The organism is Pelomonas lactea, assembly GCF_043555885.1.
Lineage (GTDB): Bacteria > Pseudomonadota > Gammaproteobacteria > Burkholderiales > Burkholderiaceae_C > Pelomonas > Pelomonas lactea.
The window spans coordinates 251,488-277,411 of record NZ_JBIGHX010000004.1; the positions used below are offsets into that span (position 1 = coordinate 251,488).

Genomic DNA, 25,924 nt, shown 5'->3' on the forward strand with positions numbered 1-25,924 from the left:
CCCAGGCCCGCCGACGTTCAGCGCACCCGCATGCCCGGTTGGGCACCGGCGTGGGGCTCGAGGACGAAGATGCCGGGTGTGGATTTCTCATCGGCATGGCTTGCAGCAAGGACCATGCCTTCGCTGACGCCGAACTTCATCTTGCGCGGCGCCAGGTTGGCGACCAGCACGGTGAGCTTGCCTTCCAGGGCTTCGGGCTTGTAGGCGCTGCGGATGCCGCTGAAGACGTTGCGCGTGCGCCCCTCGCCGGCGTCCAGCGTCAGGCGCAGCAGCTTGTCGGAGCCTTCCACCAGCTCGGCCTTCACGATCATGGCGATGCGCAGGTCGACCTTGGCGAAGTCGTCGATCTTGATCTCGGCGGCGATGTCCTCGCCGCCGGGCACCACCTTCGGGGCCGGCGGGGCCTCGAACAGCTGCTCGACCTTGGCGACGTCCACTCGCTGCATCAGGTGCTGGTAGGCGCCGATCTGGTGGGCGCCGAGCGCTCGGGCGGCGTCGGCCCACTGCAGCGGCTCGACCTTCAGGAAGCTCTCGACCTGCGCGGCCAGGGCCGGCAGCACGGGCTTGAGGTAGATCGTCAGCAGCCGGAAGGCCTCGATGCAGACGCTGCACACGTCGTGCAGCGCGGCGTCCATGCCGGGCTGCTTGGCCAGCTCCCAGGGCTTGTGCGTGTCGACGTACTCGTTGACCTTGTCGGCCAGCGCCATGGTCTCGCGCAGCGCCTTGCCGAACTCGCGGGTCTCGTAGAGCTCGGCGACGGTGCCGCTGTGCGCGCGCAGCGCATCCAGCAGCGCGCGGCCTTCCACGCCAAGGTCGGCGCTCAGGCGGCCGTCGAAGCGCTTGGTCAGGAAGCCGGCGGCGCGCGACGCGATGTTGATGTACTTGCCGACCAGGTCGCTGTTGATGCGGGCGGCGAAGTCCTCGGGGTTGAAGTCGATGTCCTCGACGCGGGCATTGAGCTTGGCCGCGATGTAGTAGCGCAGCCATTCGGCGTTCAGGCCCAGGCTGAGGTACTTGAGGGGGTCCAGCCCGGTGCCGCGGCTCTTGCTCATCTTCTCGCCGCCGTTGACGGTCATGAAGCCGTGCACGAAGACGTGGTTGGGCGTCTTGCGCGGCACATAAGTGCCGTCGGGCTGATGCTTGCCGCTGAAGTGCAGCATCGCCGGCCAGAACAACGTGTGGAAGTACGTGATGTCCTTGCCGATGAAGTGGATCTGCTCCACCGCCGGGTCGGCCATGAAGGCGTCGAAGTCACGACCGGTCTTGCCGAAGTAGTTCTTCAGCGACGCGAGGTAGCCGATGGGCGCGTCCAGCCAGACGTAGAAGTACTTGCCCGGCGCGTCCGGGATCTCGATGCCGAAGTAGGGCGCTTCGCGGCTGATGTCCCAGTCCGACAGCTTGTTGTTGCCGTCCTCGTCGGTCTCGAACCACTCGCGGATCTTGTTCAGCACCTCGGGCTGGAGGCGGCCGGGCTCCTGCGTCCACTGCGTCAGGAACTCGACGCAGCGCGGGTCGCTGAGCTTGAAGAAGTAGTGCTCGCTGGTTTTGAGCACCGGCGTGGCGCCGGACAGCACCGAGTACGGGTTCTTCAGCTCGGTGGGCGCGTAGACGGCGCCGCACACCTCGCAGGAGTCGCCGTACTGGTCCTTCGCGCCGCACTTGGGGCACTCGCCCTTGATGAAGCGGTCCGGCAGGAACATCGACTTGGCTGGGTCGAAGAACTGCTCGATGGTCTTGGTCGAGATCAGCTCGTTGTGGCGCAGCGCGAGGTAGACGGCCTTGGAGAGCTCGTGGTTCTCCGGCCCGTCGGTCGAGTGCCAGTTGTCGAAGCTGATGTGAAAGCCGTCCAGGTACTGCTTGCGGCCGGCGGCGATGCCGGCGACGAAGTCCTGCGGCGTCTTCCCGGCCTTCTCGGCCGAGATCATGATGGGTGCGCCGTGGGCGTCGTCCGCGCAGACGAAGTGCACCTCGTGGCCCGCCATGCGCTGGAAGCGCACCCAGGTGTCGGCCTGGGTGTATTCCATGATGTGGCCGATGTGGAAACCGGCGTTCGCGTAGGGCAGGGCGGTGGTGACGAAAAGCTGGCGGGGCATGGGCGCTGGGGCGGCGGGGCCGGACGGGGGAAACCCGGGATTCTAGGTTTGCGGATCTGCGGGGGCGGCGGGATCGGCGCCGGCCTCCCCTTCGGCCTGGGGCTCGTCGCCGGCGGCGGTGTCGTCCGGCTTGCCGTTGAGCTTGCGCTGGCGCTTCTCTTCGGCCTTGCGCTTCTTGGCCAGCTCACGCTGGCGCTTTTCATAGCTGTAGTTCGGGGTGGCCAAATGGACTCTCCTGTGACGGGGGGGGGCCGGCCCAATGTAGCGCCCCCCGGCGCTGTCGGCGCTGTCAAGTTGGCGCTGAAACCTCCATGACGCATCAAGGAACACGCTTAAGTCACTGATTCGTAATACTTCTTCCAGCTATCCACCGAGTCTGTGGAAAACTTTGTGGAGAACCCCTCTCCATCGCCGCCAAGCCCTTGTGTGATGCGGGTCCGCTTAGGTTGCACTTTTTTTGAGCAGTGGCGAGCTTTCCATATGAATCAACAACTTAGCGTCGGCGCTAGGGGTGGCGCTCGAACGACGCGTGTCAGGGTCCAAAAGACTTGACGATTGCCAGAAGTGGGGATAAGTCAAGCCGCGAAGTGCAGATGTCACGGCTGCGGAGGACACGGCGGGGCGTGTTGTCCCCGCCAACTGTGGACAAGTCTGTGGGCCGACTGACGACAGCGGCGCTAAGTGCTTGATCGGCCGCCGTCTGCGCTGCGGTGCTCGTTTTTGAGGCGCTGCAGGCCGGTGCTGTTGGGGTGAGTCCCCAAGGTCGGTGGCATGCCCGCGGCTAAACTCCCGGCCTTTTGAACGGGCGGCAGCGGGGCATGACGGACGGGATGAGGGAGACCGCGAAGGACGGCAGCGGGCGCAGCAGGAGCGCCGGCCGCGTGGGCACGTTCGAGTTGAAGTCGCGCCGCCTGAGTCTGCTGGGCCTGGTGCTGCACAGCGCCGACCTGGCCGAGCTCGCCGCCGATTGGGCACAACGTGCCGGCCAGGGCGGCTTCGAGCATGAGCCCGTCGTCATCGACCTGGGCCAGCTGCCTCGCGCGCCGGCTGCCTCGGCCGCCGTCGAGCCGGGAGAAGGCCAGGCCGCGCTGGCGCTGGACGGCCCCGCGCCGGTGGACATGCGGGGCATCGTCGAGCTGCTGCGTGCCAGCCAGCTGCAACCCGTGGCCGTCGCCGGTGCGACGCCGGAGGAGCTGGCGCTCGCGCATGAACTGGGCCTGGCCGACGCAGCCGACGAGCCCGTCGCCACTGCGCCGGCGGAAGTGCGCGAGGTGGTGCGTGAGGTGGTTCGCGAGATCACGGTCGAGAAGATCGTCGAGAAGCCCGCAGCACCGGCGCCGACGCTGATCGTCGACAAGCCGCTGCGCTCCGGCCAGCGCGTCTACGCCAAGGGCGGCGACCTGGTCGTGCTGGCCCTCGTGAACCACGGCGCCGAAGTGATTGCCGATGGCAGCGTGCACGTCTACGCGCCGCTGCGCGGCAAGGCCATCGCCGGTGCGCGCGGCGACACCTCGGCGCGCATCTACGTCCACAGCCTGGAGGCCGAGCTGTTGTCCATCGCCGGCATCTACCGCACCGCCGAGAACCCGCTGCCCGCCGATGTGGCCGGCAAGCCGGCCCAGGTGTATCTCGAGGGTGAGAAGCTGCTGATGCAGCCGCTGGCCTTCTGAACCCCGATTGAACCGAACTGAACGAACAGGAAAGCCCCAGATGACCACCAAGATCGTCGTCGTCACCTCCGGCAAGGGCGGGGTCGGCAAGACCACCACCAGCGCGAGCTTCGCCACGGGCCTCGCGATGCGCGGCTTCAAGACCTGCGTCATCGACTTCGACGTGGGCCTGCGCAACCTCGACCTCATCATGGGCGTGGAGCGCCGCGTCGTGTACGACCTCATCAACGTGGTCAACGACGAGATCAAGCTCACGCAGGCGTTGATCAAGGACAAGCAGCTGGACAAGCTCTACATCCTGGCGGCCTCGCAGACGCGTGACAAGGACGCGCTGAAGCAGGACGGCGTGGAGCGCGTGCTGGAAGAGCTGAAGGCGATGGAGTTCGACTACATCGTCTGCGACTCGCCGGCCGGCATCGAGACCGGTGCGCTGATGGCCATGCACTACGCCGACGAGGCGCTCGTGGTGACCAACCCCGAGGTCTCGTCGGTGCGCGACAGCGACCGCATCCTCGGCATGCTGAGCAGCAAGACCAAGCGTGCCATCGAGGGCGGCGAGCCCGTGAAGGAGCACCTGCTCATCACGCGCTACAACCCCAACCGCGTCGAAGGCGGCCAGATGCTGAGCCTGGACGACATCCACGAGATCCTGCGCACGCCGCTGATCGGTGTCATTCCCGAGAGCGAGAGCGTGCTGCAGGCGTCCAACCAGGGCACGCCGGCGATTCACCTGCAAGGCACCGACGTGGCCGAGGCCTACAAGGACGTCGTCGCCCGCTTCCTGGGTGAAGACAAGCCCATGCGCTTCACCGAGGCGGTGAAGCAGAGCTGGTTCAAGCGCGTCTTCGGCGGCAAGTAAGGGGGCCTGACATGGGATTCCTGAACTTCTTCCTCGGCGAAAAGAAGAGCTCGGCCAGCGTCGCGAAGGAGCGGCTGCAGCTGATCCTCGCGCACGAGCGCAATGGCCGCAGCGCCAGCCCCGACTACCTGCCGCAGCTGCAGCGCGAGCTGGTGGCCGTCATCAGCAAGTACGTGTCGATCAACCCGGACGACATCAAGGTGCACATGGAGCGCCAGGGCGACCTGGAAGTGCTCGAAGTGAAGATCGAGCTTCCGGAACCTCGTTGACCCCTCGTCCGGCCTTGCCGCGCTGAACGCGGGCAAGTCCAGCCGGTCCCCCGAGGGGACGGCGATGCTCACGGCGTTGAGCCGCTCGCACATCGCCCAACGGGCCGGCTTGGGAGCGGCCCGGCGCTCGGCCCGAAACACGGGGGCGAACGCGTCTACCGTGCAGCGCGGGCCTGCTCGCGCCGCATGAACAGGTACAGGCTCTCCACCTTGGCGCGCGCCCAGGGCGTCTTGCGCAGGAACTTGAGGCTGGACGACACGCTGGGATCGATGCGGAAGCACTTGATCGCGATGCGCTGCCCCAGCTCGGCCCAGCCGAAGTGATCGACCAGCGCGGTGACGATGGCCTCCAGCGTCATCCCGTGCAGCGGGTCTTTGGACAGGTTGGTGGGGATGGGCTGCATCGTGCGAAGTAGGTGGTTTTGGTATTCGGGCCGAGCGCCGGGCCGCTCCCAAGCCGGCCCGCGCTGGCGATGTGCGAGCGGCTCAATGCCGCGAGCATCGCCGTCCCCTCGGGGGACCGGCTGGGCTCGCCCGCGTTCAGCGTGGCGAGATCAGACGAGGGGCGAATCACTCATGGGTGAACTGGTCGGAGTTCTTGCCCTTGAACTGGGCGTAGTAGCGCTTGATGGCCGCCATGTCGGCTTCCACGTTGCCGGTCGGCGTGAACAAGGGCCCCAGGCCCACGAGCTTGCGTGGGTAGTCCATGTGAGCCATCACGATGGGCAGCTTCGCCGTGACGGCGATCCAGTAGAAGCCGGTCTTCCAGTAGATGGTTTTGCTGCGTGTGCCCTCGGGCGGCACGATGAGCTGCACGGGCCCGTCCGCGGCCTGCAGCGCCTCGGCCGATGCGGCCACGAGGTTGTTGGACTTGCTGCGGTCCACCGGGATGCCGCCCAGCCAGCGCATCAGCCCGCCGAACGGGAACCTGAAGATGGACGCCTTGCCCATCCAGTAAGGCGTCAGGCGCAGCGCGAACGACGCGAACAAGGTGTAGGGCAGGTCCCAGTTGCTGGTGTGCGGGGCGGCGATGAAGACGCTCTTGCGCGCCTCGGGCGGCAGTTGGCCCTGGACGGTCCAGCCGGCCAGCTTCAGCCAGGCGACGGAGACGCCGCGCAGCACGGTGCTGACGACGGGCGTTGTGAAGATGGTGCGGTGCATGGCCGCGATTGTCCCGTGTCACGGAACTGCCTCAATCTGAGGCAGCGCAAGAAAACCCCTGCCGTGCCAAGCACTTGGCGTCGTCGCCCGCAGGGTGTGCACGGGTTTGTCCACAGGCGCTGTGGACGGCGGCGAGACCGCTGTCACGGAACTGCCTCAATCTGAGGCAGCACAAGAAATTCCCTGTCGGCACAGGCACTTGCAGCCGCCGCCCGCAGGGTGTGCACGGGTTTGTCCACAGGCGCTGTGGATGGCCGTTGCAGTCCATGCATCCGTGCGTGCAGTTCGTCGCAGCGGGGCTTGCTGCGAGTCCGCGGGGAGCGCGATGCTGGGCGCCCATCCCTTCACTGCTTCGCCGCCATGCGCCCACTCTCGATGCCCGTCGCCGTCCTGCTGTCGCTGTTGATCGGAGCGGCCCACGCCGGCCAGCCCGCCACGCCTGCGGCCATGACGGCCTATGCCAACCAGTTGTTGGATGCCCAGAAGATCGCCGCCGACGGCCCGGGCGTCAGCGTGCTCGTCGCGCGTGGCGACCAGCTGCTCTACAAGGGCGCACGCGGCATGGCCAGCATCGAGCTTGGCGTGCCGCTGCAGCCGGACCATCTGCTGCGCATCGGCTCGGTCACCAAGCAGATTGCCGCCGCGGCGCTGCTCAAGCAGATCGACGACGGCAAGGCCAAGCTGGACGATCCGCTGGCCAAGTTCCTGCCCGACTATCCCCACGGCGACCGCATCACGCTGCTGCAGCTGCTCAACCACACGTCGGGCGTGAAGAGCTACACCGGCATCCCCGGCTACATGGCCGGCCCGATCCGCCGCGACCTGAACACGGCCGAGCTCATCAAGGAGTTCAAGGACCAGCCCGTGGATTTCGCGCCGGGAGAGAAGTGGGCCTACAACAACTCCGGCTACGTGCTGCTGGGGGCTGTCGTCGAGGCCATTTCCGGCAAGTCCTGGCATGAGTCCATCGACGAGTTGCTGCTCAGGCCGGCGAAGATCACCGGCGTGCATTACCCGGCCGGCGACCGGCTGTTCAAGGGCATGGCGCAGGGCTACACGCTGAACGGCCAGGGGCAGGTGGCGCCGGCAGGCTTCCTCAGCATGACGCAGCCTCACGCGGCCGGCGCGCTGGTCGCCAACACCGAGGGCCTGTGGCGCTGGAACCAGGCGCTGCATGGCGGCAAGCTCATCAGCCAGGCCAGCTACACACGCATGACGACGCCCGAGGGGCCGGCCAAGGCGCAGGCCTACGGCTTCGGCATCGGCGCGGGCACGCTGCGGGACCAGTCGATGCTGGCGCACGGCGGCGGCATCCACGGCTTTGCGTCGATGCTGAACTACCTGCCCGCCAGCCAGACCACGGTGGTCATCCTGCGCAACAGCGACGGGCCGGGCTTTGCGATGGACACCGTGGCCCGCAAGCTGGCGGCATTCGCCATTGGCGAGCCCTTCGCCGAGCCCAAGCCGGTGGCGGTGCCCGCTGCGCAGCTGAAGGTGGCGGAAGGCGTCTACGGTCGCGACGACAAGCAGACCCGCACGCTGCGCGTGAAGGATGGCGCGCTGCAGAGCCAGCGTGGCGACGGGCGCGTCGTGGTGCTGGTGCCGCTGGGGCGGGACCGCTTCGCCTTCCCCGATTCCGTCAACGAACTGCAACTGGAGCGCGGCGCCGACGACCAGGTCGTTGCACTGAGCTTCTTCAACAACGGTGATGCGACCGGTGAGCGCTGGGTGCGCCGGGGCGAGTTGCCGGTCGAGCCTGCCTACCTCGCGCTCAGCGCTGCGCAGCGCCAGGCGCTGGTGGGTGACTACAGCGCGCCGCAGTTCTCGATCAAGGTGTTCGTCGATGACAGCGGCCGGCTGATGGGCCAGGCGCCCGGGCAGCCGGCGTTCGAGCTGCTGGCCCTCACGCCGCGCCAACTGCGGGTGCCGCAGGTGGGAGCCCAGCTGGACTTCGCCGCCGAGGAGGGCAAGCCTGCCACGTCCGTCACGCTGACGCAGGGCGGCCAGGTGCTGGTCATGCCTCGAAAGTAAGGGCCACGTCGCTGCGGGGCTCGGCCACGCAGGGCAGGATGAAACCGGCGGCCTTCTCTTCGGCGGACAGGCCGGGCCAGGGGATGCGGTGCTCGACGCGGCCTTGCGTGACCCGCGACAAGCAGGTGCGGCAGGTGCCGTTGCGGCACGACCAGGGCAGGGCGACGCCGGCGGCGAGGCCGGCGAGCAGCAGCGGCTGGTCGGCGGCGCAGTCGAAAATGGCGCCTTGCGGCGCTATCCGCACCTTGAACGTTTCCGATGACATCGCCCCATCTTGCCAGCCCTGCCGCCCGTTACCTGGCGGGTTACCCGCCCGAACTGATCGCCCAGGCCGACGCGTTGTGCACCGAAGGTCGGCTGGCCGGCTACCTGGAACGCCGCTTCCCAGAGCGCCACGAGGTGCGCAGCGACGGCGCGCTGTTCAGCTACGTCAACGAGCTCAAGACCCGCCACCTGCGCAACGCCGAGCCGCTGAACTTCGTCGGCTATGACGCCAAGCTGCGCGTGCTGCAGCACGCCTTGGGCACGCATACACGGCGCACGCAGGTGCAGGGCAGCAAGCTCAAGATGCGCCGCGAGATTCGCGTCGCCACGCTGTTCAAGGATGCGCCGGCCGCGCTGCTGCGCATGATCGTCGTGCATGAGCTGGCCCACCTGCGCGAGCTGGAGCACAACAAGGCCTTTTACAAGCTCTGTCAGCACATGGAGCCGGACTACTTCCAGCTGGAATTCGATTTGCGGCTGTACCTGCTGAGCCTGGAGGAATCCAGGTGATCTTGCTGGCGCCCATGGAAGGCCTGCTGGACCACATCCTGCGCGACGTGCTGACGCGCGTCGGCGGCGTGGACCGCTGCGTCAGCGAGTTCATCCGCGTGACCGACCAGTTGTTGCCCGCCCGCGTGTTCACGCGCATCGTGCCGGAGCTGAAGAACGGCGGCCGCACGGCGGCGGGCGTACCGGTGCATCCGCAGCTGCTGGGGTCGGATGTGCACTGTCTGGCCGAGAACGCGGCGCGGCTGGCCGAGCTGAAGCCCGAGGGGATCGATCTGAACTTCGGCTGCCCGGCCAAGTGCGTGAACCGCCACCGCGGCGGTGCGGTGCTGCTGGACGAGCCCGAGCTCATCCACGACATCGTCGCCGCCGTGCGCCGCGCGGTGCCGGCGGACGTGATGGTCAGCGCCAAGATGCGGCTGGGCTACATGGACGACAGCCGCACGCTGGACGTGGCCCGCGCCATCCACGCCGCCGGTGGCAGCGAGATCGTCGTGCATGCCCGCACCAAGGCCGACGGCTACAAGCCGCCCGCCTACTGGGAGCGCATCGCTGCCGTGCGTGAGGCGGTGCCCATCACCGTCATCGCCAACGGCGAGATCTGGACCGTGGAGCATGCCGGGCTGGCCCGCGAGCGCAGCGGCTGCGAACACCTGATGCTGGGCCGCGGCATGGTGGCCGACCCGGGCCTGGCGCTGCGCGTGGCCGGCCTGCGCGCCGCGCCGCTGCCGTGGGCCGAGCTGTTGCCGCTGATGCAGGTCTTCTTTGCGCAGGTGCGCGCCACCGTCGCCGCGCGCCACCAGGGTGGGCGGCTCAAGCAGTGGCTGCACTACCTGAAGCGCGGCTACCCCGAGGCCGAGATGGCCTACGGCGAGCTGCGCACCGTCAACGACGCCAGCGAGCTGGCACTGCGCCTGTTCGGACCTCGACAGGCCTGAGGGGCCCGGCGCCGTGCGCCTGGATGGACGGCCTTCCGGACGGGGGCGCACCGTGCATTGGCGTCCTCACGCCGCAATGGGCCGGTGCCGATCACGTTGCCGCGCTGTTGCCGGTCCGGTGCGAGCTGCCCGGCATGCGCAATGCCTTGGCGTGCAGGCGCGCCCATGAGCCGGAGGCAGGTGGTGCTCGCACCACCGGCGTTTCGCCTATCGCCGTGCGGCGCCGAACGCGGCGCGGTAGTCGCGCGGCGGCAGCCCCACGCGGGCCTGGAAGTGGTGGCGCAAAGCCTGCACGCTGCCGAAGCCCGCCTCGGCCGCCACGCGTTCCACCGGCAGCGTGCTGGCTTCCAGCAGCCGCCGCGCCTCGGCCACGCGCTCGGCGACGAGCCAGTCGCCCGGCGACTGGCCGGTGGCCTCGGTGAAGCGGCGCAGCAGCGTGCGCGGGCTCATCGCCGCGACCTGGGCCATCTGCGCCAGCGTCCACGGCGCGCGCAGGTCGGCGCGCACGGCGTCCATCAGGCCGGCCAGCCGGTTCGTGCGGTCGCGCGGCACGGGCCGCTCGATGAACTGCGCCTGCCCGCCGCCGCGGTGCGCCGGCATGACCAGCCGCCGCGCCACGCTGTTGGCCGCCTCCACGCCGAAGTCCTGCCGCACCAGGTGCAGCATCAGGTCCATGCCCGCGGCGCTGCCGGCCGACGTGAACACGCGGTCCTCCTCCACGTAGAGCACGTCGGCGTCCACGGCGATGGCCGGGTGTCGCGCGCGCAGCTTGTCGGCATAACGCCAGTGCGTGGCGGCGCGGCGGCCGTCCAGCAGGCCGGTGGCGGCCAGCACGAAGGCGCCCGAGCAGATGGATGCCAGCCGCGCGCCGCGCTGCCAGGCCTGGCGCAGCCGCTTCGCCAGCGCATCGGGCACCGGCACGTCGGCCCCTTTCCAGCCGGCCATGACGATGAGGTCGGCGCGGTCCAGCAGGGCGATGCCGCCGTCGCTCGTCACGGTGAGCCCGCCGTGTGCGCGCAGCGGCCCGGGCTCGATGGCGGCGCTGGCGAAGCGGTACCAGCCCGGTCCCATCTCCGGCCGGCTCAGCCCGAAGATCTCGGCGGCGATGGCGAACTCGAAGGTGCACAGACCGTCGTAGACGGGCGCGACGACCAGCGGGCCGGTCGTGGTTGGCGAGATCTTGTCGATGTTGGTCATTGGCGCCAATTGTGGTGGCGGGCCGGCGCGCCGACGATGACTGCACCTTTCCACGGAGCCCGCCATGCCTTCTGCCGTCGCCGCCATTCCCGCCGCCCCGTCCGCCGACGCGGCTGCCCATTTCGCCGCCGAGTTCACGTTCGAGACCGACTGCTGGGACGTGCACGACAGCCTCCGCCAGGGCGCCGCCGACTTCGTGCTGCTGGACGTGCGCTCCGCCGAGCTCTATGCCCGCGGCCACGTGCCCGGCGCCATCCATTTGCCGCACGGCAAGCTCGTCGAGAGCAAGCTCGCCGCCTGGCCCGTGGACACGCTGTTCGTCACCTACTGCGCCGGGCCGCACTGCAACGGCGCGGCCCGTGGCGCGCTGCGGCTGGCGCGGCTGGGCCGGCCGGTGAAGATCATGGCCGGCGGCATCACCGGCTGGGTCGACGAAGGCTTTGCGCTGGCGACGGCGCCGCTGGAGGCCTGAGGGCGGCCGCTTAGCATGCGGGTCATGAAGACCCTCATGACCCTCCTGGCCACCGCCTGCGCCACCAGCGCCGCGCTGGCCCAGCCGCCCGCCCTCAGCCTCGAACGCATCACCGCCGACCCGCCGCTGGCCGGCCGCCTGCCGCGCCAGCCGGAGGTGTCGCCCGGCGGCCAGTGGGTCAGCTTCCTGCGCCCGTCGCAGGCCGACAGCGAGGTGCTGGAGCTGTGGGCGCAGCCGGCGGCCGGCGGCGAGCCGCGCAAGCTCGTTGCTGCGGCCGACCTGCTGGGCGGCGCCGAGCAGAAGCTGTCCGAGGCCGAGAAGATGGCGCTGGAGCGCAAGCGCATTACCCAGCGCGGCATCACCGGCTACCAGTGGTGCGGGCAGGACGACAGCGCGCTGCTGTTCCCGCTGTCGGGCGACCTCTACGTCGTGCGCCTCACCGCCGCCGGCCCGCAGGCGCAAAAGCTCTCGCTGGGCGAGGGCGCGCCCAAGCTGGAGCCGCGCTGCGCGCCCGATGGCCGCAGCCTGGCCTATGTGCAGGGCGGCAACCTGTTCACGCTGCCGCTGGCGGCCGGCGCCAAGCCGCGCCAGTTGACGAAGGACGGCAGCGAGACGCTGACCTGGGGCCTGGCCGAGTTCATCGCCGCCGAGGAGCTGTCGCGCCAGCGCGGCTACTGGTGGAGCAAGGACGGCAAGTCGCTGCTGGCGTTGCGCGTGGACGAGTCCGGCGTGGCCGTGAAGACGCGCGCGCAGATCTTTGCCGACCGCACCGCCATGACCGAGCAGCGCTACCCCGCCGCCGGCGAGGCGAATGCCAGGGTCAGCGTGTTCGTCATCGACGCGGCCACCGGCCGCCAGCGCGCGCTGCCGCTGCCGGCGCAGGCCGAGTACATCTCGCGTGCCGGCTGGTTTGCCGATGGCACGCCGTGGCTGCAGTGGTTCACGCGCGACCAGACGCGCCTCACGCTGACCGAGTTCAAGCCGGGCGCCGCGCCGCGCGACATCACCACCGAGACCGACCCGGCCTGGGTGGAGGTGCACGACGACCTGACCGAGACGCCGCGCGGCCTGCTGTGGTCCAGCGAGGCGTCGGGCCGGCGCCAGCTGGTGCTGCTGGACCGTGCCAGCGGCGCCCGCACGCCGCTGACCGACATGCCCGAGCCGGTGGACCATGCCGTCTGCGCCAGCGATCAGGCCGTGGTGTTCACCGCGGCCGGAGACCGTGGCAAGTCGCAGGAGCTCTACACCGTGCCGCTGGCCGGCGGCCGGCCGCAGCCGGTGGCCGGCGCCGGCAACCGCCAGTGGCGCGATGCCAAGGCCGATGCGGCCTGCAGGCGGCTGCTGGTGACGCGCTCGGCCTGGGGCGAGCCGCCGCGGCTGGAGCTGCGCACGCTGGGCCAGCAGACGGCCATCGCGCTGGCCGGCGACGCGCCGGACCCGGCGCTGCGCCAGTACACCAACCTGCCGCTGGCGCTGGACCTGAAGGCCGCCGACGGCAGCACGCCGCTGAACGCGTTCTTCTTCCAGGCGCAGGACCGCCGCGAGGGCAAGCACCCGGTCATCGTGCTGGCCTACGGCGGGCCCGGCGCCGCCACCGTGAACTGGGGCTGGGGCCGCGACATGGCGCTGATCGCCTACTGGCAGCAGCGCGGCTACGGCGTGCTGACGCTGGACACGCGCGGCATGCAGCACCGCGACCGCGACTTCACGCGCGCCCACCACCGCGCCTTCGGCAAGACCGAGGTGGCCGACCTGTTCGCCGCCGTGCGCCAGCTGCCCGGCACGGTGCCCTACATCGACGCGGCGCGCATCGGCTTCTTCGGCTGGAGCTACGGCGGCTTCCTGGGCGCCCGCGCCATGCTGGACGCCGACACGCCGTTCGCCGCCGCCGTGGCCGTCGCGCCGGTGACCGACTGGACGCTGTACGACACCGCGTACACCGAGCGTTATCTCGGCATGCCCGACGGCGGCAAGGCCGAGGCCTATGCCAGCGCCAACCTGCCGTCCCGCGCCGCGCTGCTGACCAAGCCGCTGCTGCTGGTGCATGGCACGGCCGACGACAACGTGCTGTTCGAGCACACGCTGCGGCTGGTGGAGTCGCTGCAGACGGCGGGCAAGACCTTCGACCTGCAGATCTACCCCGGCAAGGCCCACGGCATCGCCGGCCGCGCGGCGCGGCTGCACCTGTACCGCACGATGGACGCGTTCTTCGAGCGGCATCTGAAGCCCGGCACATGAGCCTCGTCTACTCGACCGACTTCGGCCGCGCCTGCCCGGGCTGTGGCCAGCCCGTGGCGCAGTGCGCCTGCAAGGCCAAGGCCCGCCCGGCGGGTGACGGCATCGTGCGCGTGCGCCGCGAGACGGCCGGCCGCAAGGGCAAGGGTGTGACGGCCGTGCTGGGCCTGCCGCTGGACGACGCCGCGCTGACGGCGCTGGCCAAGCAGCTCAAGGCCGCCTGCGGCAGCGGCGGCACGGCCAAGGACGGCGTCATCGAGATCCAGGGCGACCACCTGGAGAAGGTGGTGGCCTGGCTGCAGGCGCGGCCCGAAGGCTGGACGGTCAAACGGGCAGGTGGTTAGAGGTCCGGCTTGTTCACCATCAGGAAGAACACCGCCAGCATCGCCGCGAAGGCCGGGTAGCCCAGCGCTTCCCAGGCGCGTTGCCAGCGCGCGTACTGCGCCGACAGCGGCCGCCGCTCGGCCAGCGCGGCTTCCACGTCGCGTGCCATCTTCAGCTGCAGCCACAGCACCGGCAGCCAGCAGGCACCCGCCAGCGCGTACAGCAGCAGCGAGGCCCGCAGCCACGGCGTGCTCAGTGGCCAGCCGGCCGTGTGGGCCAGCCACAGCCCGGTGGCCGGCTGCACGACGACGGCCGGCGTCGTGAACCACAGGTCGGCGCGCACCACCAGCCGCGCCACCACCGCGCGGGCCTCCAGGCTGGCGCTGCGGTTGGCGAAGAACAGGTAGAACGCCGAGCCGAAACCGGTGCCCACCAGCAGCACGCTCGACACGATGTGCAGCCACTTCACGAGCAGGTAGGTGTTCATGCGCGGTCCTCCTTCGGCGTCATCAGGGCCAGCAGCGCCAGCACCGGCAGGTTCTTCAGCAGCGCGCCGAACGGGTCCAGCCACAGCGTGGGCACGAGGGCCGTGGCCAGCAGCGTCATGCCGACGACGCCGGCGGCCGCGAGGCGGTAGGTGAGGGCGTCGGGCCGCAGCAGGAGCAGCAGGCCGAGGGCGGCGTCCCACGCGCAGCCCAGCCCCACGACGGCCAGCGCCGCCTCGGGGCCCATGCCGGTGGCCCGCTGCAGCAGCGCGATGCCGGCGGCGCCGCCGTCATGCAGGCTGGCCGCGACGGTGCCCCACCACAGCAGCACCAGCGAGGCCCGGGCCAGGTGCTCGCGGGTCATGCCCAGCCGCCCTGCATCGCGTCCTGCAGCGGCCGGCCCAGCGGCGAGGCGGCGGCGGGCTCGGTGCTGTCGTGCGCCAGCAGCTCGAGCGCGGTGCTGCACCAGGGGCCGACGGCGATCACGTCGCCCAGCCGCGCCGACGCGCGTGTCAGTGCGCCCGGCAGCGTGAGGCTGCGCGCCGGGCCCAGGCCGCGGGCCGCGCGGCGGCGGGCGATCCAGTCGGCCACCGTCGCCGCCTCTGGGCCCACGGCCGTCCACGGCGCGGCCGGTTGCGGTGCCACCAGCGCGGCGACGATGCCGGCCGCCAGGTCTTCCACGCGGATGGGCTGCACGCGGCAACGCGCCACCTCGGCCGGCAGCGGCAGCCAGGGCAGGCGGGCCAGCAGGTCCAACATGCGGCTGCTGACGCCGCCCACGCCGACGACGAGGCTGGGCCGCACGATGCAGGCGCGGCCGGCCAGCGCGACGTCGCCGGCATGCTTGCTGCGCGCATAGGCGCTGACGCCGCCGCACAGCGCCGACACATGCACGAGGCGGGTGACACCGGTCGCGTCGCAGGCGTCGGCCAGCGCCAGCGGCGCGCGGTGGTGCAGCAGGTCCAGCAGGCCGGTCACGCCGCCGGCCTGGTCGCGCAGGCAGCCGGCGGCGTAGACGACGCCATCCACGCCCACCAGCAGCGGCCGCCAGGCCTCGGCGCGGTCCCAGGCGGTGACCGGCCGCAGTGAGGCGCGTACCGCCTCATGGCCGGCATCGGCCAGCGCGCGGCAGACGTGGGTGCCGATGAAGCCGCCGGCGCCGATGACGAGGATCTTCATGGCTCAGACCCACCGGTCGGCAGCGGCCACGGGCGCGACCGGCGGCCGGGGTGCCGCGGGCCGGGCCTGGCGCTCGCGCACGGGCCCCCAGACCCGTCGCGTGATGATGGCGATGCTGACGAAGCTGCCGGCCGCCGCCAGCCACAGCGCGCGGCGCAGGGCGTCCATCACGCTGCCGTGGAACTCGCCGAAGGTCAGCGCCAGCACCAGCGTGCCGGCCAGCGCGAGCACGTAGGCGCTGCGTATCCAGAAATGCGCGCCGACCTTGCCGGGCAGCGGAGCTACGCACAGCGCGTCCAGCACCACCAGCAGGATGGGCTTCAGGTAGCTGATCGCCAGCAGCGGGCCCAGCACGGCGACGGCGAGGGTGAGGACGAAGTTCAGTTCCGACATGGCGCTCTCCTTGGGTAAATCAGTGGGTGCGGCAGGCACCGTCGGGCGCGCAACTGCCGGCGTGCAGGTGCACGGCGCGCAGCAGCCAGCGCGGCAGGCGGTAGCGGTGGTCGGCCAGCCAGGCATAGGCCGGGCGCGCGAGGCGGGCGACGATGGGGTGGCCCAGCGCCGCGGCGATGCGGTGGTGGCCCGTGGCCGCGTAGGCCGCCTGCACGGCCGGCACGCCGATGAGCCAGCCGCCGTCAGGGGTCTGCACGTGCAGTCGGGCCATCAAGGCCTGCTGCGTGAGGCCCAGCGCCGCCGCGTCGAAGCCGGGCTGCGAGATGTCCGTGAAGCGCAGCAGGCCGGCCGTGTTGTCGCGCATCAGCACGCCCATCTCGCTGCGGCACAGCGGGCAGGCGCCGTCGTAGTACACCGTTTGGGGATGTTGGTTTGTAGTCATGGCTGTTATTTCTGTCAAAAGAGAAATATGTGGGCAAAAAAAGAGGCCCCGTTGCCGGCGCCTCGCGGTCGTCATCCCATCGGCGGCATGGGCGGGGTGACGGGGTAGACGTTGGTGGGTTCGGTGGCGTCGGCCGGCCGCACGAAGCGCTGCACCTGGGCGCCCAGGCGCAGGATCTTCTCCAGCGTGGCCGGCGACAGGCGCAGCATCTCGTCGCTCCAGCTGCCCAGCGTCTGCATCAGCGACAGCGTGCTGCGCAGCCGGTCCTGCACGGCGGGCGGCTCGCGCTCCAGCGCCGGGTCGGCCGACAGCTCCTTCAGCAGCGCCACGGTGGGGTCGAACTCGCGCTCCTTGCGCTCGCGCACGATGATGCGGAACAGCTCCCACACGTCGCCGGAGGTCTCGTAGTAGTCGCGCCGGTCGCCCAGCACGTGGGTCACGCGGATCAGCCGCCAGTTCAGCAGCTCCTTCAGGCTGTTGCTGACGTTGGAGCGGGCCAGCACCAGCGTGTCGGCCAGGTCTTCGGCGTGCAGGGGCTGGCCATGCACGTACAGCAGCGCGTGGATCTGCGCGACGCTGCGGTTGACGCCCCAGTTGCTGCCCATCTCGCCCCAGTGGACGATGAAGCGGCGGGCGATGTCGGTGAGTTCCATGACTTGCAGCGTACACCGTCTGAAATTTCTGTCAACAGAGAAATTTGTGGTGTTGCTGCCTCGCTATCATGCGCGCCGTTGTGTGTTCAGCCGGGAGAGCCGATATGGCCATGGATGTGGTGGATTTCGAAATCAAGGGCGCCGAGATGCAGTTCGTCGAGGTCGAGCTGGACCCCGGCGAGGCGGCCATCGGCGAAGCAGGCTCGATGATGTTCATGGACGCCGGCATCGCCATGGACACGGTGTTCGGCGACGGCTCGGCCAACCAGGGCGGCGGCTTCTTCGGCAAGCTGCTGGGCGCGGGCAAGCGCCTCATCACCGGCGAGTCGCTGTTCACGACCGTCTACACGAACAACGGCCACGGCAAGCAGCGCGTGGCGTTCGCCGCGCCTTACCCCGGCAAGATCCTGCCGATGGACCTGCGCCAGCTGGGCGGCACGCTGATCTGCCAGAAGGACGCCTTCCTGTGTGCCGCGCGCGGCGTGAGCCTGGGCATCGCCATCCAGCAGAAGCTGTCCACCGGCTTCTTCGGCGGCGAGGGCTTCATCATGCAGAAGCTCGAAGGCGACGGCCTGGCCTTCGTGCATGCCGGCGGCACCGTCGTGCGCCGCACGCTGCAGCCGGGGCAGACACTGCTGGTGGACACCGGCTGTGTGGTGGCCTACACGCCCAGCGTCAACTTCGAGATCCAGTACGTCGGCAAGATCAAGACGGCGCTGTTCGGTGGCGAAGGCCTGTTCCTGGCCAAGCTGACCGGTCCGGGCGAGGTGTGGCTGCAGAGCCTGCCGTTCTCGCGCCTGGCCTCGCGCATCTTCGCGGCGGCGCCGCAGACGGGCGGCGGTGGCCGCGAGGAGGGCTCGGTGCTGGGCGGTTTTGCCGGTGCCGGCCTGCTGGGTGGCCTGCTGGGCGGCGACAACGACGACTGACCACGCAGCCCGCCTTGACCTGGGACAGGGCCTGCGCACAGACCCCCCGGGTAAACTGGGCATCGCAGGGCGGCACCGGGCCGCCCTTTCGCTTTTTTGACGGGAGTACGGGATGTTGCGCAGTTGGGCGATGGCCTTGGCGATGGTGACGGCGCTGGGCGCGCAGGCCCAGCAGGCGCGGCCACCGTTGTTCGTGCTGAACTCGCTGGACGCCGACATCGCCGTCATCGACCCGGTCAGCTTCACCGTCGTCAAGCGCATCCCGACGGGCAAGGAGCCGCACCACCTCTACCTGTCGCCCGACGAGAAGTCGCTCATCGTCGCCAACGCGCTGGGTGACTCGCTGACCTTCCTGGACCCGCGCACGGCCGAGGTGCAGCGCGTGGTGCGCGGCATCCCCGACCCCTATCACCTGCGCTTCTCGCCGGACATGAAGTGGTTCGTCACCGCGTCCAACCGGCTGGACCGCGTGGACCTGTACCGCTGGCAGGGCAGCGTGGCCGCAGAGCCGCTGCAGCTCGTCAAGCGCATCCCGGCGCCCAAGACGCCCAGCCACCTGAACATCGACACCAAGAGCACGACGCTCTACGTCAGCCTGCAGGACAGCGACGAGCTGCTGGCCATCGACCTGGCGACGCAGGCCGTCAAGTGGAAGACGCCGGTGGGCAAGATGCCCGCCGACATCTACCTGACGCCGGACGACAAGTTCCTGCTGGTGGGCCTGACAGGCGACAAGTTCGTCGAGGTCTGGGACGTCAGCGGTGCCAGCCCGAAGCTGGCGCGCCGCATCCAGACGGGCAACGGCGCGCACTCCTTCCGCGCCTGGGGCGACAAGCGCCACGTGCTGGTGTCCAACCGGGCCGGCAACACCATCAGCAAGATCGACCTTGCGACGTTCACGGTCGTCGACCAGTTCCCCGCGCCGGCCGGCCCCGACGACATGGAGCTGCTGACCGACGGCAAGACGCTGCTGGTCACGTCGCGCTGGGCCGGCAAGGTCACGCAGATCGACACGACGACGCGCAAGGTCGTGCGCCAGGTCAAGGTCGGCAAGTCGCCGCACGGCATCTGGACGCTGGACCACAAGTCCAGGCTATGAAGGCGTTGCTCCTGGCGCTGGTGGCCACCGCAGCCACGGCGCAGCCGAGCTGCGACAAGCCGGTCTACCTCACGTTCGACACCGGCCACATGGGCGTGGCGCCGCTGATCGCCGAGACGCTGAAGCGCCACAACGCGAAGGCGACGTTCTTCCTCGCCAGCGAGCCCACGAAGACCGGCGGCACGACGCTGGACGAGACCTGGGCGCCGTGGTGGCGCGAGCGCGTGGCCGAGGGCCATGACTTCGGCTCCCACACCTGGGACCACGACGTGTTCCTGGAAGACGTGCCCGACGCCGACGGCAAGGTCACGCGCTTCAAGGTGCGCACGCAGGCGGGCATCCAGCCGCCGGTGGTCCGCGAGGTCACGGCCGAGCAGTACTGCGCCAGCCTGAAGAAGGTCGGCGAGCGCTTCACGGCGATGACCGGCAAGCCGCTGTCGCCGATCTTCCGGTCGCCGGCGGGCCGCACGTCCGCCGCGCTGCTGAACGCGGCCAAGGCCTGCGGCTTCACGCACGTGGGCTGGAGCCGCGCGGGCTTCCTGGGCGACGAGCTGCCCAGCCAGAGCAACCCGAACGCGGTGCTGCTGGAGAAGGCGCTGCGTGACATCCGGCCCGGCGACATCCTCGTGGCCCACCTGGGCATCTGGGAGCGGCAGGACCCCTGGGCACCCGCCGTGCTGGAGCCGCTGATGACGGGCCTGGAGCAGCGCGGCATGTGCTTCGCGCCGTTGCGCGATCATCCAAGATACGCCCCCCTTCTCAAGAAGCCGTGATCGACTGGATCTCCAACACCTTCGACAGCCTGCAGCTCGCGCTGTACGAGGCGGTCGTGCAGCCCATCGTGTTCGGGCTGGGCCTGGGCAACCTGCTGGAGGACGCGTTCGACGCGACCGGCTGGCTGCTGCTGGGGCTGTTGCAGGTCGCCTTCATCCTCGGCGGCATTCGCGTGCTGGAGCGCCGCTGGCCCGTGGAGCCGGTGACTGACCACGCGGGCGTGCGCACCGACGTCCTCTACACGCTGATCCACCGGTTGGGCCTGGTGCGGCTGGTGATGTTCTTCACCATCCAGCCGCTGTGGGACCTCACCGCGGCGCAGTTGCGCCTCGCCGGCCTGCCGACGTGGCAGCTGGACGGCATCTGGCCCGGCGTCACCGACATCGCCTGGGTCAGCCTGCTGCTGTACCTCGTCGTGTTCGACTTCGCCGGCTATTGGCTGCACCGCTGGCAGCACAGCCTGAACTGGTGGTGGGCGCTGCACAGCCTGCACCACAGCCAGCGCCAGATGACGATGTGGAGCGACAACCGCAACCATCTGCTGGACGACGTCATCCTCGGCACCGCGTTCGCGCTGCTGGCCCGCTTCATCGGCGTGGAGCCGGGGCAGTTCGTCGCCATCACCGTCATCACGCAGCTGCACGAGAGCCTGCAGCACGCCAACGTGCGGCTGAGCTTCGGTGCCGTCGGCGAGCGGCTGCTCGTCAGCCCGCGTTTCCACCGGCTGCACCACAGCATCGGCATCGGCCACGAGACGAACGGCCGCGGCACGCTGGGCGGCCACAACTTCGGCATCCTGCTGACGCTGTGGGACCAGCTGTTCCGCACGGCCAGCTTCGCGAACCGCTTCGACCCCACCGGCGTGCGCGACCAACTGCCCGAGGAGGGCGGCCGCGACTACGGCCGCGGCTTCTGGCGCCAGCAGTGGCTGGGGCTGGTGCGGCTGGTGCGGCACTGACCGTGCCCTGAGTCACGGCCTGCCGCGGCCGGGGATACTCCGGCCCCGATGAACAGCTTGATCGACTCCTTCTGGCGCGCCGCCGCCTACTGCCTGCACCCCCGCGTCATCGGCCTGTCGCTGCTGCCGCTGCTCGTTTCGGGCGTGCTGGCGTTCGGCTTCATGTTCTTCTTCTGGGAGGGCGCCATCGCCAGCGTGCGGGCCACGCTGGAGAGCTGGCTGCTCGTCGAGAGCCTGCTGCGCTGGCTGGACTCGTTCGGCCTGCAGTCCTTCCGCAGCGTGCTGGCCAACATCGTCGTGCTGGCCGGGGTGCTGCCCGTCGTCATCCTGCTGAGCCTGCTGCTGGTGGCGCTGTGCATGACGCCGGCCATCGTGCGGCTCGTCGCCGAGCGGCGCTTCCCGCTGCTGGAGAAGAAGCGCGGCGGCACGCTGGCGCAGAGCGTGGCCGCATCGCTGGGCGCCACGCTGCTGGCGCTGGTGCTCATCGTGCTGTCCATGCCGTTGTGGCTGGTGCCGCCGCTGGTCATGGTGCTGCCGCCGCTGATCTGGGGCTGGCTGACCTACCGCGTGTTCGGCTTCGACGTGCTGGCCGAGCACGCCTCGGCCGATGAGCGCCGGGCGCTGCTGAAGGCCCACCGCGTGCCCATGCTGGCCATGGGCGTCGTCTGCGGCTACCTGGGCGCCGTGCCGTCGCTGGTCTGGGCCGTCTCCGGCGTGGCCGGCATCATCTTTGCGCCCTTCACCGTGCTGCTGGCGATCTGGCTCTACACGCTGGTGTTCGCGTTCTCCACGGCCTGGTTCACGCACTACGCGCTGGCGGCGCTGCAGGCGCAGCGGGCCGGTGAGCCGGTCGTCATCTCCGAAGTTCTCCCGGGAGCCTGAAGCCCATGCAAGTCGGCCTCATCATCGTTGGCGACGAGATCCTGTCCGGCAAGCGCCGCGACTCGCACCTGGCCAAGTTCATCGAGCTGCTGTCGGAGCGCGGCATGCAGCTCGCGTGGGCGCAGTACCTGGGCGACGACCGTGAGCAGCTAACGGCGCGGCTGCGCGAGGCCTTTGCCAGCGGCGACCTCGTCGTCAGCTGCGGCGGCATCGGCGCCACGCCGGACGACCACACCCGCCAGTCCGCCGCCGCCGCTTTAGGCCGGCCGCTGGCGCTGCACCCCGAGGCGCGCGAGCTGATCTGGCAGCGCGTGCAGCAGATGGCGGCCGAACAGAACCAGACGGTCGCCGAGGATCACCCCGATACGGTGCGCCGCTTCGAGATGGGCGTGTTTCCCGAGGGCGCGGGCATCGTCCCGAACCCGTTCAACAGGATTCCGGGTTTCTTCGTCGGCAACGTCCACTTCGTGCCGGGCTTCCCCATCATGGCCCATCCCATGATGGCCTGGGTGCTGGATCGCTACCCGCAGCTGCACCGGCAGGTGGGTGTCATCGAGCGCTCGTTGATCGTCCAGGGCGCCATGGAAGCGAGCCTGACGCCTCTGATGGAGCGGGTAGAAGCCGAGTTCACCGGCATCAAGGTGTTCAGCCTGCCCAGCGTCGACCACCCCCAGTGGGGCCGCTGCATCGAGCTGGGCGTGAAGGGCAGTGCCGACCAGCTGGATGCCGCCTATTCCGCACTGAAACAGGGCGTGATTCAGTTTGGTGCATCCATCAGCACCGAACTGGTGCGATAGAACCCTGGCTGTAACTGGCCTCACAACGATAATGACCCGAGCAGCCGAGCTGCAACCCATGTCGGTGCATCTGGCATGCAAACTGCTTTGCTTTCCCCCGTGGCTGGGGCGCGCGTGCGCTTCCAGCGGCAACCCACCCCCTCGATCCCGTAGGAGCAATTGATGGCCAAGACCGTCGCCGATGTGATGAACCTGGTGAAGGAGAACGAAGTCAAGTTCGTCGACTTCCGCTTCACCGATACCCGTGGCAAAGAGCAGCACGTCACCGTGCCGGTCTCCCATTTCGACGAAGACAAGTTCACGTCGGGTCACGCCTTCGACGGCTCCTCCATCGCTGGCTGGAAGGGCATCGAGGCGTCGGACATGCTGCTCATGCCCGATCCCAACACGGCCAACATCGACCCCTTCTTCGAAGAGCCGACGCTGATCCTGACCTGCGACGTCATCGACCCGACGGACGGCAAGGCCTATGAGCGCGACCCCCGCTCGCTGGCCAAGCGCGCCGAGGCTTATCTCAAGTCCTCCGGCCTGGGCGACACCGCCTTCTTCGGACCCGAGCCCGAGTTCTTCGTGTTCGACAGCGTCCGCTGGGCCAACGACATGTCCGGCTCGTTCTTCAAGATCGAGTCCGAGGAAGGTGCCTGGAACACCGGCAAGGAATACGAGCACGGCAACTCCGGCTACCGCCCCACCGTCAAGGGCGGCTACTTCCCCGTGCCCCCGGTCGACAGCGGCCAGGACATGCGCTCGGAGATGTGCCTGATCCTCGAACAGATGGGCATCCCCGTCGAAGTCCACCACCACGAAGTGGCCAACGCCGGCCAGATGGAAATCGGCACCAAGTTCAGCTCGCTGGTCGAGCGTGCCGACTGGACGCAGCTGCAGAAGTACATCGTCCAGAACGTCGCCCATGCCTATGGCAAGACCGCGACCTTCATGCCCAAGCCCCTGGTGGGCGACAACGGCTCCGGCATGCACGTTCACCAGTCCGTCTGGAAGGACGGCAAGAACCTGTTCGCCGGTGACGGCTACGCCGGCCTGAGCGACTTCGCGCTGTACTACATCGGCGGCATCATCAAGCACGCCCGCGCGCTGAACGCCATCACGAACCCCGGTACCAACAGCTACAAGCGTCTGGTCCCCGGCTTCGAAGCGCCCGTCAAGCTGGCCTACTCGGCCAAGAACCGCTCGGCTTCGATCCGCATCCCCTACGTCGCGAACCCCAAGGGCCGCCGCGTCGAGGCGCGTTTCCCGGATCCGTCCGCCAACCCCTACCTGGCCTTCGCCGCGCTGCTGATGGCCGGTCTGGACGGCGTGGAAAACAAGATCCATCCGGGCGAAGCCGCCACGAAGGACCTGTACCACCTGCCGCCGGAAGAAGACGCGAAGATCCCGACCGTCTGCCACAGCCTGGACCAGGCGCTGGAATACCTGGACAAGGACCGCGCGTTCCTGACCAAGGGTGGCGTGTTCACCGATGCCTACATCGACGCCTACATCGACCTGAAGATGCAGGAAGTGACCCGCTTCCGCATGGCCACGCACCCGGTCGAGTTCGACATGTACTACGCGCTGTGATGGCCATGGGCAGCCTCACCGCTGCCTGGGTCATCCCCGCAAAAGGGGGCCGCTGCTGCGGCCCCTTTTTCATGTCCATCGCCGTCCATGCTCCTGGTCCACAATGCCGCCATGCTGAACCGACTGCTGGCCCCGTTGCTCGTTCTCGCCAGCCTGGGCGCGCAGGCCCAGGGCACGGTGTACCGCTGCCCCGGCCCGCCGGTGCTGTACACGGACGCGCTTTCGCCCAAGGAGGCTCACGACAAGGGCTGCCGCACGATCGAGGGCACGCCCATCACCGTCGTGCAGACGGCCAAGCCACGGGCCTCCGCGGCCGCGCCTTCCCCGGAGGCGCGCAGTGGTGAGGGCCGCGTCGATGCCAGCCAGCAGCGCGTGCGCGACGACGAACGCCGCCGCGTGCTGCAGACCGAGCTGCGCCAGGCCGAGGAGCGCTTGGGCAATGCGCAGAAGGAGTTCGCTGCCGGCCAGGAGCGCCGCGGCGATGAGCGCAACTACCAGAAGTACCTCGACCGCATGGCCGAGCTCAAGGACAACCTCGCCCGCTACGAGGCCGACGTTCAGGCGCTCAAGCGCGAGATCTCCAAACTGCCCTGACCGCCGGCATGGCGCCGGCGAGTGCCATGACTGACACCCCACTGCTGCCGGCCGAGTTCGCCGGCCTGGATCTGCTCGCGACCATGGTGGTCGTCGTCAGCGCGGACGGCGAATGCCTGTTCGCCAACGCGGCCTTCGAGAACACCATGCGGCTGTCGCGCCGTGCGGTGCACAAGGCGCAACTGCCCGACTGGTTCGACGACCCGCGGCGCCTGCTCGACACGCTGGGCGGCGTGGCCGCCAACCAGTACTCCAGCAGCCGCTTCGACGCCCAGCTGCGCCGCGGCGCCTGGGCGCATGAGGACGGCCTGCCGGTGCACGTCATCGTGTCGCAGCTGGACGCTGCCGCCGATGGCGCGCCGCGCGTGCTGGTCGAACTCATCGACATCGCGCAGCTGGCCCGCCAGGACCGCGACGAGCGCAATCACGACCAGGTGCAGGCCACCAAGGAGCTCACGCGCAACCTCGCGCATGAGATCAAGAACCCGCTGGGTGGCATCCGCGGCGCGGCGCAGCTGCTGGCGCTGGAACTGCAGGACGGCAGCCCCGAGCTGACCGAGTACACCCAGGTCATCGTGCATGAGGTGGACCGGCTGCAAAGCCTCGTCGACCGGCTGCTGGCGCCGCACCGCAAGGCCCAGGTGGTCGGCGACGTCAACATCCACGAGATCTGCGAGCGCGTGCGGGCGCTGGTGCTCATCGAGCATCCCAAGGGCCTGGCCATCCCGCGTGACTACGACACCTCGCTGCCCGACTTCCGCGGCGACCGCGAGCAGCTCATCCAGATGGTGCTCAACATCGTGCAGAACGCGGCGCAGGTGCTGGCGCCGCGCATCGCGGCCGGCGACGCGCAGATCGTGCTGCGCACGCGCGTGGCCCGCCAGGTCACCATCGGCAAGCAGCGCTGGCGCTTGGCATTGGAATTGCATATCGAGGACAACGGTCCCGGCGTCCCCGCCGAGATCCGGGATCGCATCTTCTTCCCCCTGGTCTCCGGGCGGGACGGCGGCTCCGGACTCGGCCTCACACTCGCGCAGACGATCGCCCAACAGCACCAGGGGATGATCGATTGCGAGAGCGAGCCGGGCCTGACGAACTTCAGAATCACATTGCCCTTGCCCTGATCTCACAAGGCCCAGGGTGC

Annotated in this window: 30 protein-coding genes; 18 read left to right on the forward strand and 12 right to left on the reverse strand. The window is 69.5% G+C overall.

All coding sequences use genetic code 11. The annotated features are described in order from the left end of the window. Positions 1–17: 17 nt before the first annotated feature. Positions 18–2,093 (reverse strand): methionine--tRNA ligase, encoded by a 2,076-nt coding sequence (metG, locus tag ACG04Q_RS13820; RefSeq protein WP_394511518.1) that lies wholly within the window; start codon positions 2,091–2,093, stop codon positions 18–20. A gap of 42 nt (positions 2,094–2,135) precedes the next feature. After that, a complete protein-coding gene (locus ACG04Q_RS13825) occupies positions 2,136–2,318 on the reverse strand; it encodes a hypothetical protein (protein WP_394511519.1) in 183 nt (60 codons plus the stop codon). Positions 2,319–2,923: 605 nt separating this feature from the next. On the opposite strand from ACG04Q_RS13825, the gene minC reads away from it, so the two are divergent. The 3 genes from minC to minE are packed head-to-tail and all read left to right on the forward strand — an operon-like array spanning position 2,924 to position 4,891. After that, positions 2,924–3,763: a septum site-determining protein MinC gene (gene minC / locus ACG04Q_RS13830; protein ID WP_394511520.1), complete on the forward strand. Its 840-nt coding sequence runs from the start codon at positions 2,924–2,926 to the stop codon at positions 3,761–3,763. 40 nt (positions 3,764–3,803) lie between these two features. Continuing rightward, positions 3,804–4,622: a septum site-determining protein MinD gene (minD, locus tag ACG04Q_RS13835; protein WP_394511521.1), complete on the forward strand. Its 819-nt coding sequence runs from the start codon at positions 3,804–3,806 to the stop codon at positions 4,620–4,622. Positions 4,623–4,633: 11 nt separating this feature from the next. Then, positions 4,634–4,891 carry a cell division topological specificity factor MinE gene (gene minE / locus ACG04Q_RS13840; protein WP_394511522.1) on the forward strand — a complete coding sequence of 86 codons (258 nt, stop codon included), beginning with the start codon at positions 4,634–4,636 and terminating at the stop codon, positions 4,889–4,891. Between the two features lie 155 nt (positions 4,892–5,046). Here minE and ACG04Q_RS13845 read toward each other — a convergent pair whose 3' ends face one another. Next, entirely contained in the window at positions 5,047–5,295 is a 249-nt protein-coding gene (locus ACG04Q_RS13845; RefSeq protein ID WP_394511523.1) for a VF530 family protein, read from the reverse strand. Positions 5,296–5,461: 166 nt separating this feature from the next. Continuing rightward, positions 5,462–6,052: a 1-acyl-sn-glycerol-3-phosphate acyltransferase gene (locus tag ACG04Q_RS13850; RefSeq protein WP_394511524.1), complete on the reverse strand. Its 591-nt coding sequence runs from the start codon at positions 6,050–6,052 to the stop codon at positions 5,462–5,464. 375 nt (positions 6,053–6,427) lie between these two features. Between ACG04Q_RS13850 and ACG04Q_RS13855 the strand changes: the two genes are divergently transcribed. Then, the gene (locus ACG04Q_RS13855) at positions 6,428–8,083 is read left to right on the forward strand and encodes a serine hydrolase domain-containing protein (protein WP_394511525.1); all 1,656 of its coding nucleotides are present in this window, start codon (positions 6,428–6,430) and stop codon (positions 8,081–8,083) included. Here ACG04Q_RS13855 and ACG04Q_RS13860 read toward each other — a convergent pair. Further along, positions 8,067–8,348, reverse strand: a complete 282-nt coding sequence (locus ACG04Q_RS13860) for a 2Fe-2S iron-sulfur cluster-binding protein (protein WP_394511526.1) — start codon at positions 8,346–8,348, stop codon at positions 8,067–8,069. The two genes, ACG04Q_RS13855 and ACG04Q_RS13860, sit on opposite strands and share 17 nt — an antisense overlap. Here ACG04Q_RS13860 and ACG04Q_RS13865 point away from each other — a divergent pair. After that, entirely contained in the window at positions 8,342–8,857 is a 516-nt protein-coding gene (locus ACG04Q_RS13865) for a M48 metallopeptidase family protein (RefSeq protein WP_394511527.1), read from the forward strand. The two genes, ACG04Q_RS13860 and ACG04Q_RS13865, sit on opposite strands and share 7 nt — an antisense overlap. Before the next feature lie 14 nt (positions 8,858–8,871). After that, positions 8,872–9,792, forward strand: coding sequence for a tRNA dihydrouridine synthase (locus ACG04Q_RS13870; protein WP_394511736.1), 921 nt, complete (start codon positions 8,872–8,874; stop codon positions 9,790–9,792). A gap of 207 nt (positions 9,793–9,999) precedes the next feature. On the opposite strand, the gene ftrA is transcribed toward ACG04Q_RS13870, so the two are convergent. Then, entirely contained in the window at positions 10,000–10,989 is a 990-nt protein-coding gene (gene ftrA / locus ACG04Q_RS13875; RefSeq protein ID WP_394511528.1) for a transcriptional regulator FtrA, read from the reverse strand. Between the two features lie 64 nt (positions 10,990–11,053). Between ftrA and ACG04Q_RS13880 the strand changes: the two genes are divergently transcribed. The 3 genes from ACG04Q_RS13880 to ACG04Q_RS13890 are packed head-to-tail and all read left to right on the forward strand — an operon-like array spanning position 11,054 to position 14,040. Then, a complete protein-coding gene (locus ACG04Q_RS13880) occupies positions 11,054–11,461 on the forward strand; it encodes a rhodanese-like domain-containing protein (RefSeq protein WP_394511529.1) in 408 nt (135 codons plus the stop codon). A 24-nt stretch (positions 11,462–11,485) separates the two neighbouring features. Beyond that, entirely contained in the window at positions 11,486–13,699 is a 2,214-nt protein-coding gene (locus ACG04Q_RS13885) for a S9 family peptidase (protein ID WP_394511530.1), read from the forward strand. Then, positions 13,696–14,040: a translation initiation factor Sui1 gene (locus tag ACG04Q_RS13890; protein ID WP_394511531.1), complete on the forward strand. Its 345-nt coding sequence runs from the start codon at positions 13,696–13,698 to the stop codon at positions 14,038–14,040. Before ACG04Q_RS13885 ends, ACG04Q_RS13890 begins: the two co-directional genes overlap by 4 nt. Here ACG04Q_RS13890 and ACG04Q_RS13895 read toward each other — a convergent pair. From ACG04Q_RS13895 to ACG04Q_RS13920, 6 genes are all read right to left on the reverse strand, one after another. Continuing rightward, positions 14,037–14,507 carry a DUF2269 family protein gene (locus ACG04Q_RS13895; protein ID WP_394511532.1) on the reverse strand — a complete coding sequence of 157 codons (471 nt, stop codon included), beginning with the start codon at positions 14,505–14,507 and terminating at the stop codon, positions 14,037–14,039. The genes ACG04Q_RS13890 and ACG04Q_RS13895 overlap by 4 nt on opposite strands. Beyond that, positions 14,504–14,869, reverse strand: a complete 366-nt coding sequence (locus ACG04Q_RS13900; protein WP_394511533.1) for a DoxX-like family protein — start codon at positions 14,867–14,869, stop codon at positions 14,504–14,506. Before ACG04Q_RS13900 ends, ACG04Q_RS13895 begins: the two co-directional genes overlap by 4 nt. Further along, a complete protein-coding gene (locus tag ACG04Q_RS13905; protein WP_394511534.1) occupies positions 14,866–15,684 on the reverse strand; it encodes an NAD-dependent epimerase/dehydratase family protein in 819 nt (272 codons plus the stop codon). Before ACG04Q_RS13905 ends, ACG04Q_RS13900 begins: the two co-directional genes overlap by 4 nt. 3 nt (positions 15,685–15,687) lie before the next feature. Then, positions 15,688–16,077, reverse strand: coding sequence for a hypothetical protein (locus ACG04Q_RS13910; RefSeq protein ID WP_394511535.1), 390 nt, complete (start codon positions 16,075–16,077; stop codon positions 15,688–15,690). 19 nt (positions 16,078–16,096) lie between these two features. Further along, positions 16,097–16,519, reverse strand: a complete 423-nt coding sequence (locus ACG04Q_RS13915) for a thiol-disulfide oxidoreductase DCC family protein (protein WP_394511536.1) — start codon at positions 16,517–16,519, stop codon at positions 16,097–16,099. 71 nt (positions 16,520–16,590) lie between these two features. Next, entirely contained in the window at positions 16,591–17,172 is a 582-nt protein-coding gene (locus ACG04Q_RS13920; RefSeq protein ID WP_394511537.1) for a GbsR/MarR family transcriptional regulator, read from the reverse strand. A gap of 104 nt (positions 17,173–17,276) precedes the next feature. Here ACG04Q_RS13920 and ACG04Q_RS13925 point away from each other — a divergent pair, with 104 nt between their 5' ends. The 9 genes from ACG04Q_RS13925 (at position 17,277) to glnL (ending at position 25,904) form a co-directional block, all read left to right on the forward strand. Further along, positions 17,277–18,098 (forward strand): TIGR00266 family protein, encoded by an 822-nt coding sequence (locus ACG04Q_RS13925; protein ID WP_394511538.1) that lies wholly within the window; start codon positions 17,277–17,279, stop codon positions 18,096–18,098. Positions 18,099–18,210: 112 nt separating this feature from the next. Further along, positions 18,211–19,197, forward strand: a complete 987-nt coding sequence (locus ACG04Q_RS13930; RefSeq protein WP_394511539.1) for a YncE family protein — start codon at positions 18,211–18,213, stop codon at positions 19,195–19,197. After that, on the forward strand, positions 19,194–19,970 hold the full coding sequence (locus ACG04Q_RS13935) for a polysaccharide deacetylase family protein (RefSeq protein ID WP_394511540.1): 777 nt from the start codon (positions 19,194–19,196) through the stop codon (positions 19,968–19,970). Before ACG04Q_RS13930 ends, ACG04Q_RS13935 begins: the two co-directional genes overlap by 4 nt. Then, positions 19,970–20,929 (forward strand): sterol desaturase family protein, encoded by a 960-nt coding sequence (locus tag ACG04Q_RS13940; protein WP_394511737.1) that lies wholly within the window; start codon positions 19,970–19,972, stop codon positions 20,927–20,929. The genes ACG04Q_RS13935 and ACG04Q_RS13940 overlap by 1 nt, the downstream gene beginning before the upstream one ends. Positions 20,930–20,977: 48 nt before the next feature. Then, the gene (locus tag ACG04Q_RS13945) at positions 20,978–21,811 is read left to right on the forward strand and encodes an EI24 domain-containing protein (RefSeq protein WP_394511541.1); all 834 of its coding nucleotides are present in this window, start codon (positions 20,978–20,980) and stop codon (positions 21,809–21,811) included. A 5-nt stretch (positions 21,812–21,816) separates the two neighbouring features. Beyond that, positions 21,817–22,608, forward strand: a complete 792-nt coding sequence (locus ACG04Q_RS13950) for a competence/damage-inducible protein A (protein WP_394511542.1) — start codon at positions 21,817–21,819, stop codon at positions 22,606–22,608. A gap of 162 nt (positions 22,609–22,770) precedes the next feature. Continuing rightward, a complete protein-coding gene (gene glnA, locus ACG04Q_RS13955; protein WP_394511543.1) occupies positions 22,771–24,186 on the forward strand; it encodes a type I glutamate--ammonia ligase in 1,416 nt (471 codons plus the stop codon). A 111-nt stretch (positions 24,187–24,297) separates the two neighbouring features. Beyond that, on the forward strand, positions 24,298–24,780 hold the full coding sequence (locus tag ACG04Q_RS13960) for a hypothetical protein (RefSeq protein WP_394511544.1): 483 nt from the start codon (positions 24,298–24,300) through the stop codon (positions 24,778–24,780). Between the two features lie 26 nt (positions 24,781–24,806). Next, positions 24,807–25,904: a nitrogen regulation protein NR(II) gene (gene glnL / locus ACG04Q_RS13965; RefSeq protein WP_394511545.1), complete on the forward strand. Its 1,098-nt coding sequence runs from the start codon at positions 24,807–24,809 to the stop codon at positions 25,902–25,904. The last annotated feature ends 20 nt before the right edge of the window (positions 25,905–25,924 follow it).

Excerpts from the sequence above, each read along its gene's own strand:
- ACG04Q_RS13860 (WP_394511526.1), bottom strand. The coding sequence starts at position 8,348 with ATGTCATCGGAAACGTTCAAGGTGCGGATAGCGCCGCAAGGCGCCATT.
- ACG04Q_RS13870 (WP_394511736.1), top strand. The coding sequence starts at position 8,872 with ATGGAAGGCCTGCTGGACCACATCCTGCGCGACGTGCTGACGCGCGTC.
- ACG04Q_RS13890 (WP_394511531.1), top strand. The coding sequence starts at position 13,696 with ATGAGCCTCGTCTACTCGACCGACTTCGGCCGCGCCTGCCCGGGCTGT.
- ACG04Q_RS13925 (WP_394511538.1), top strand. The coding sequence starts at position 17,277 with ATGGCCATGGATGTGGTGGATTTCGAAATCAAGGGCGCCGAGATGCAG.
- ACG04Q_RS13920 (WP_394511537.1), bottom strand. The coding sequence starts at position 17,172 with ATGGAACTCACCGACATCGCCCGCCGCTTCATCGTCCACTGGGGCGAG.
- ACG04Q_RS13900 (WP_394511533.1), bottom strand. The coding sequence starts at position 14,869 with ATGACCCGCGAGCACCTGGCCCGGGCCTCGCTGGTGCTGCTGTGGTGG.
- ACG04Q_RS13885 (WP_394511530.1), top strand. The coding sequence starts at position 11,486 with ATGAAGACCCTCATGACCCTCCTGGCCACCGCCTGCGCCACCAGCGCC.
- ACG04Q_RS13865 (WP_394511527.1), top strand. The coding sequence starts at position 8,342 with ATGACATCGCCCCATCTTGCCAGCCCTGCCGCCCGTTACCTGGCGGGT.
- minE (WP_394511522.1), top strand. The coding sequence starts at position 4,634 with ATGGGATTCCTGAACTTCTTCCTCGGCGAAAAGAAGAGCTCGGCCAGC.
- minD (WP_394511521.1), top strand. The coding sequence starts at position 3,804 with ATGACCACCAAGATCGTCGTCGTCACCTCCGGCAAGGGCGGGGTCGGC.
- ACG04Q_RS13930 (WP_394511539.1), top strand. The coding sequence starts at position 18,211 with ATGTTGCGCAGTTGGGCGATGGCCTTGGCGATGGTGACGGCGCTGGGC.
- ACG04Q_RS13910 (WP_394511535.1), bottom strand. The coding sequence starts at position 16,077 with ATGTCGGAACTGAACTTCGTCCTCACCCTCGCCGTCGCCGTGCTGGGC.
- ftrA (WP_394511528.1), bottom strand. The coding sequence starts at position 10,989 with ATGACCAACATCGACAAGATCTCGCCAACCACGACCGGCCCGCTGGTC.
- ACG04Q_RS13895 (WP_394511532.1), bottom strand. The coding sequence starts at position 14,507 with ATGAACACCTACCTGCTCGTGAAGTGGCTGCACATCGTGTCGAGCGTG.
- ACG04Q_RS13880 (WP_394511529.1), top strand. The coding sequence starts at position 11,054 with ATGCCTTCTGCCGTCGCCGCCATTCCCGCCGCCCCGTCCGCCGACGCG.
- ACG04Q_RS13935 (WP_394511540.1), top strand. The coding sequence starts at position 19,194 with ATGAAGGCGTTGCTCCTGGCGCTGGTGGCCACCGCAGCCACGGCGCAG.
- metG (WP_394511518.1), bottom strand. The coding sequence starts at position 2,093 with ATGCCCCGCCAGCTTTTCGTCACCACCGCCCTGCCCTACGCGAACGCC.
- ACG04Q_RS13950 (WP_394511542.1), top strand. The coding sequence starts at position 21,817 with ATGCAAGTCGGCCTCATCATCGTTGGCGACGAGATCCTGTCCGGCAAG.
- ACG04Q_RS13915 (WP_394511536.1), bottom strand. The coding sequence starts at position 16,519 with ATGACTACAAACCAACATCCCCAAACGGTGTACTACGACGGCGCCTGC.
- ACG04Q_RS13945 (WP_394511541.1), top strand. The coding sequence starts at position 20,978 with ATGAACAGCTTGATCGACTCCTTCTGGCGCGCCGCCGCCTACTGCCTG.
- glnL (WP_394511545.1), top strand. The coding sequence starts at position 24,807 with ATGACTGACACCCCACTGCTGCCGGCCGAGTTCGCCGGCCTGGATCTG.
- ACG04Q_RS13845 (WP_394511523.1), bottom strand. The coding sequence starts at position 5,295 with ATGCAGCCCATCCCCACCAACCTGTCCAAAGACCCGCTGCACGGGATG.
- ACG04Q_RS13960 (WP_394511544.1), top strand. The coding sequence starts at position 24,298 with ATGCTGAACCGACTGCTGGCCCCGTTGCTCGTTCTCGCCAGCCTGGGC.
- ACG04Q_RS13855 (WP_394511525.1), top strand. The coding sequence starts at position 6,428 with ATGCCCGTCGCCGTCCTGCTGTCGCTGTTGATCGGAGCGGCCCACGCC.
- ACG04Q_RS13905 (WP_394511534.1), bottom strand. The coding sequence starts at position 15,684 with ATGAAGATCCTCGTCATCGGCGCCGGCGGCTTCATCGGCACCCACGTC.
- glnA (WP_394511543.1), top strand. The coding sequence starts at position 22,771 with ATGGCCAAGACCGTCGCCGATGTGATGAACCTGGTGAAGGAGAACGAA.
- ACG04Q_RS13850 (WP_394511524.1), bottom strand. The coding sequence starts at position 6,052 with ATGCACCGCACCATCTTCACAACGCCCGTCGTCAGCACCGTGCTGCGC.
- minC (WP_394511520.1), top strand. The coding sequence starts at position 2,924 with ATGAGGGAGACCGCGAAGGACGGCAGCGGGCGCAGCAGGAGCGCCGGC.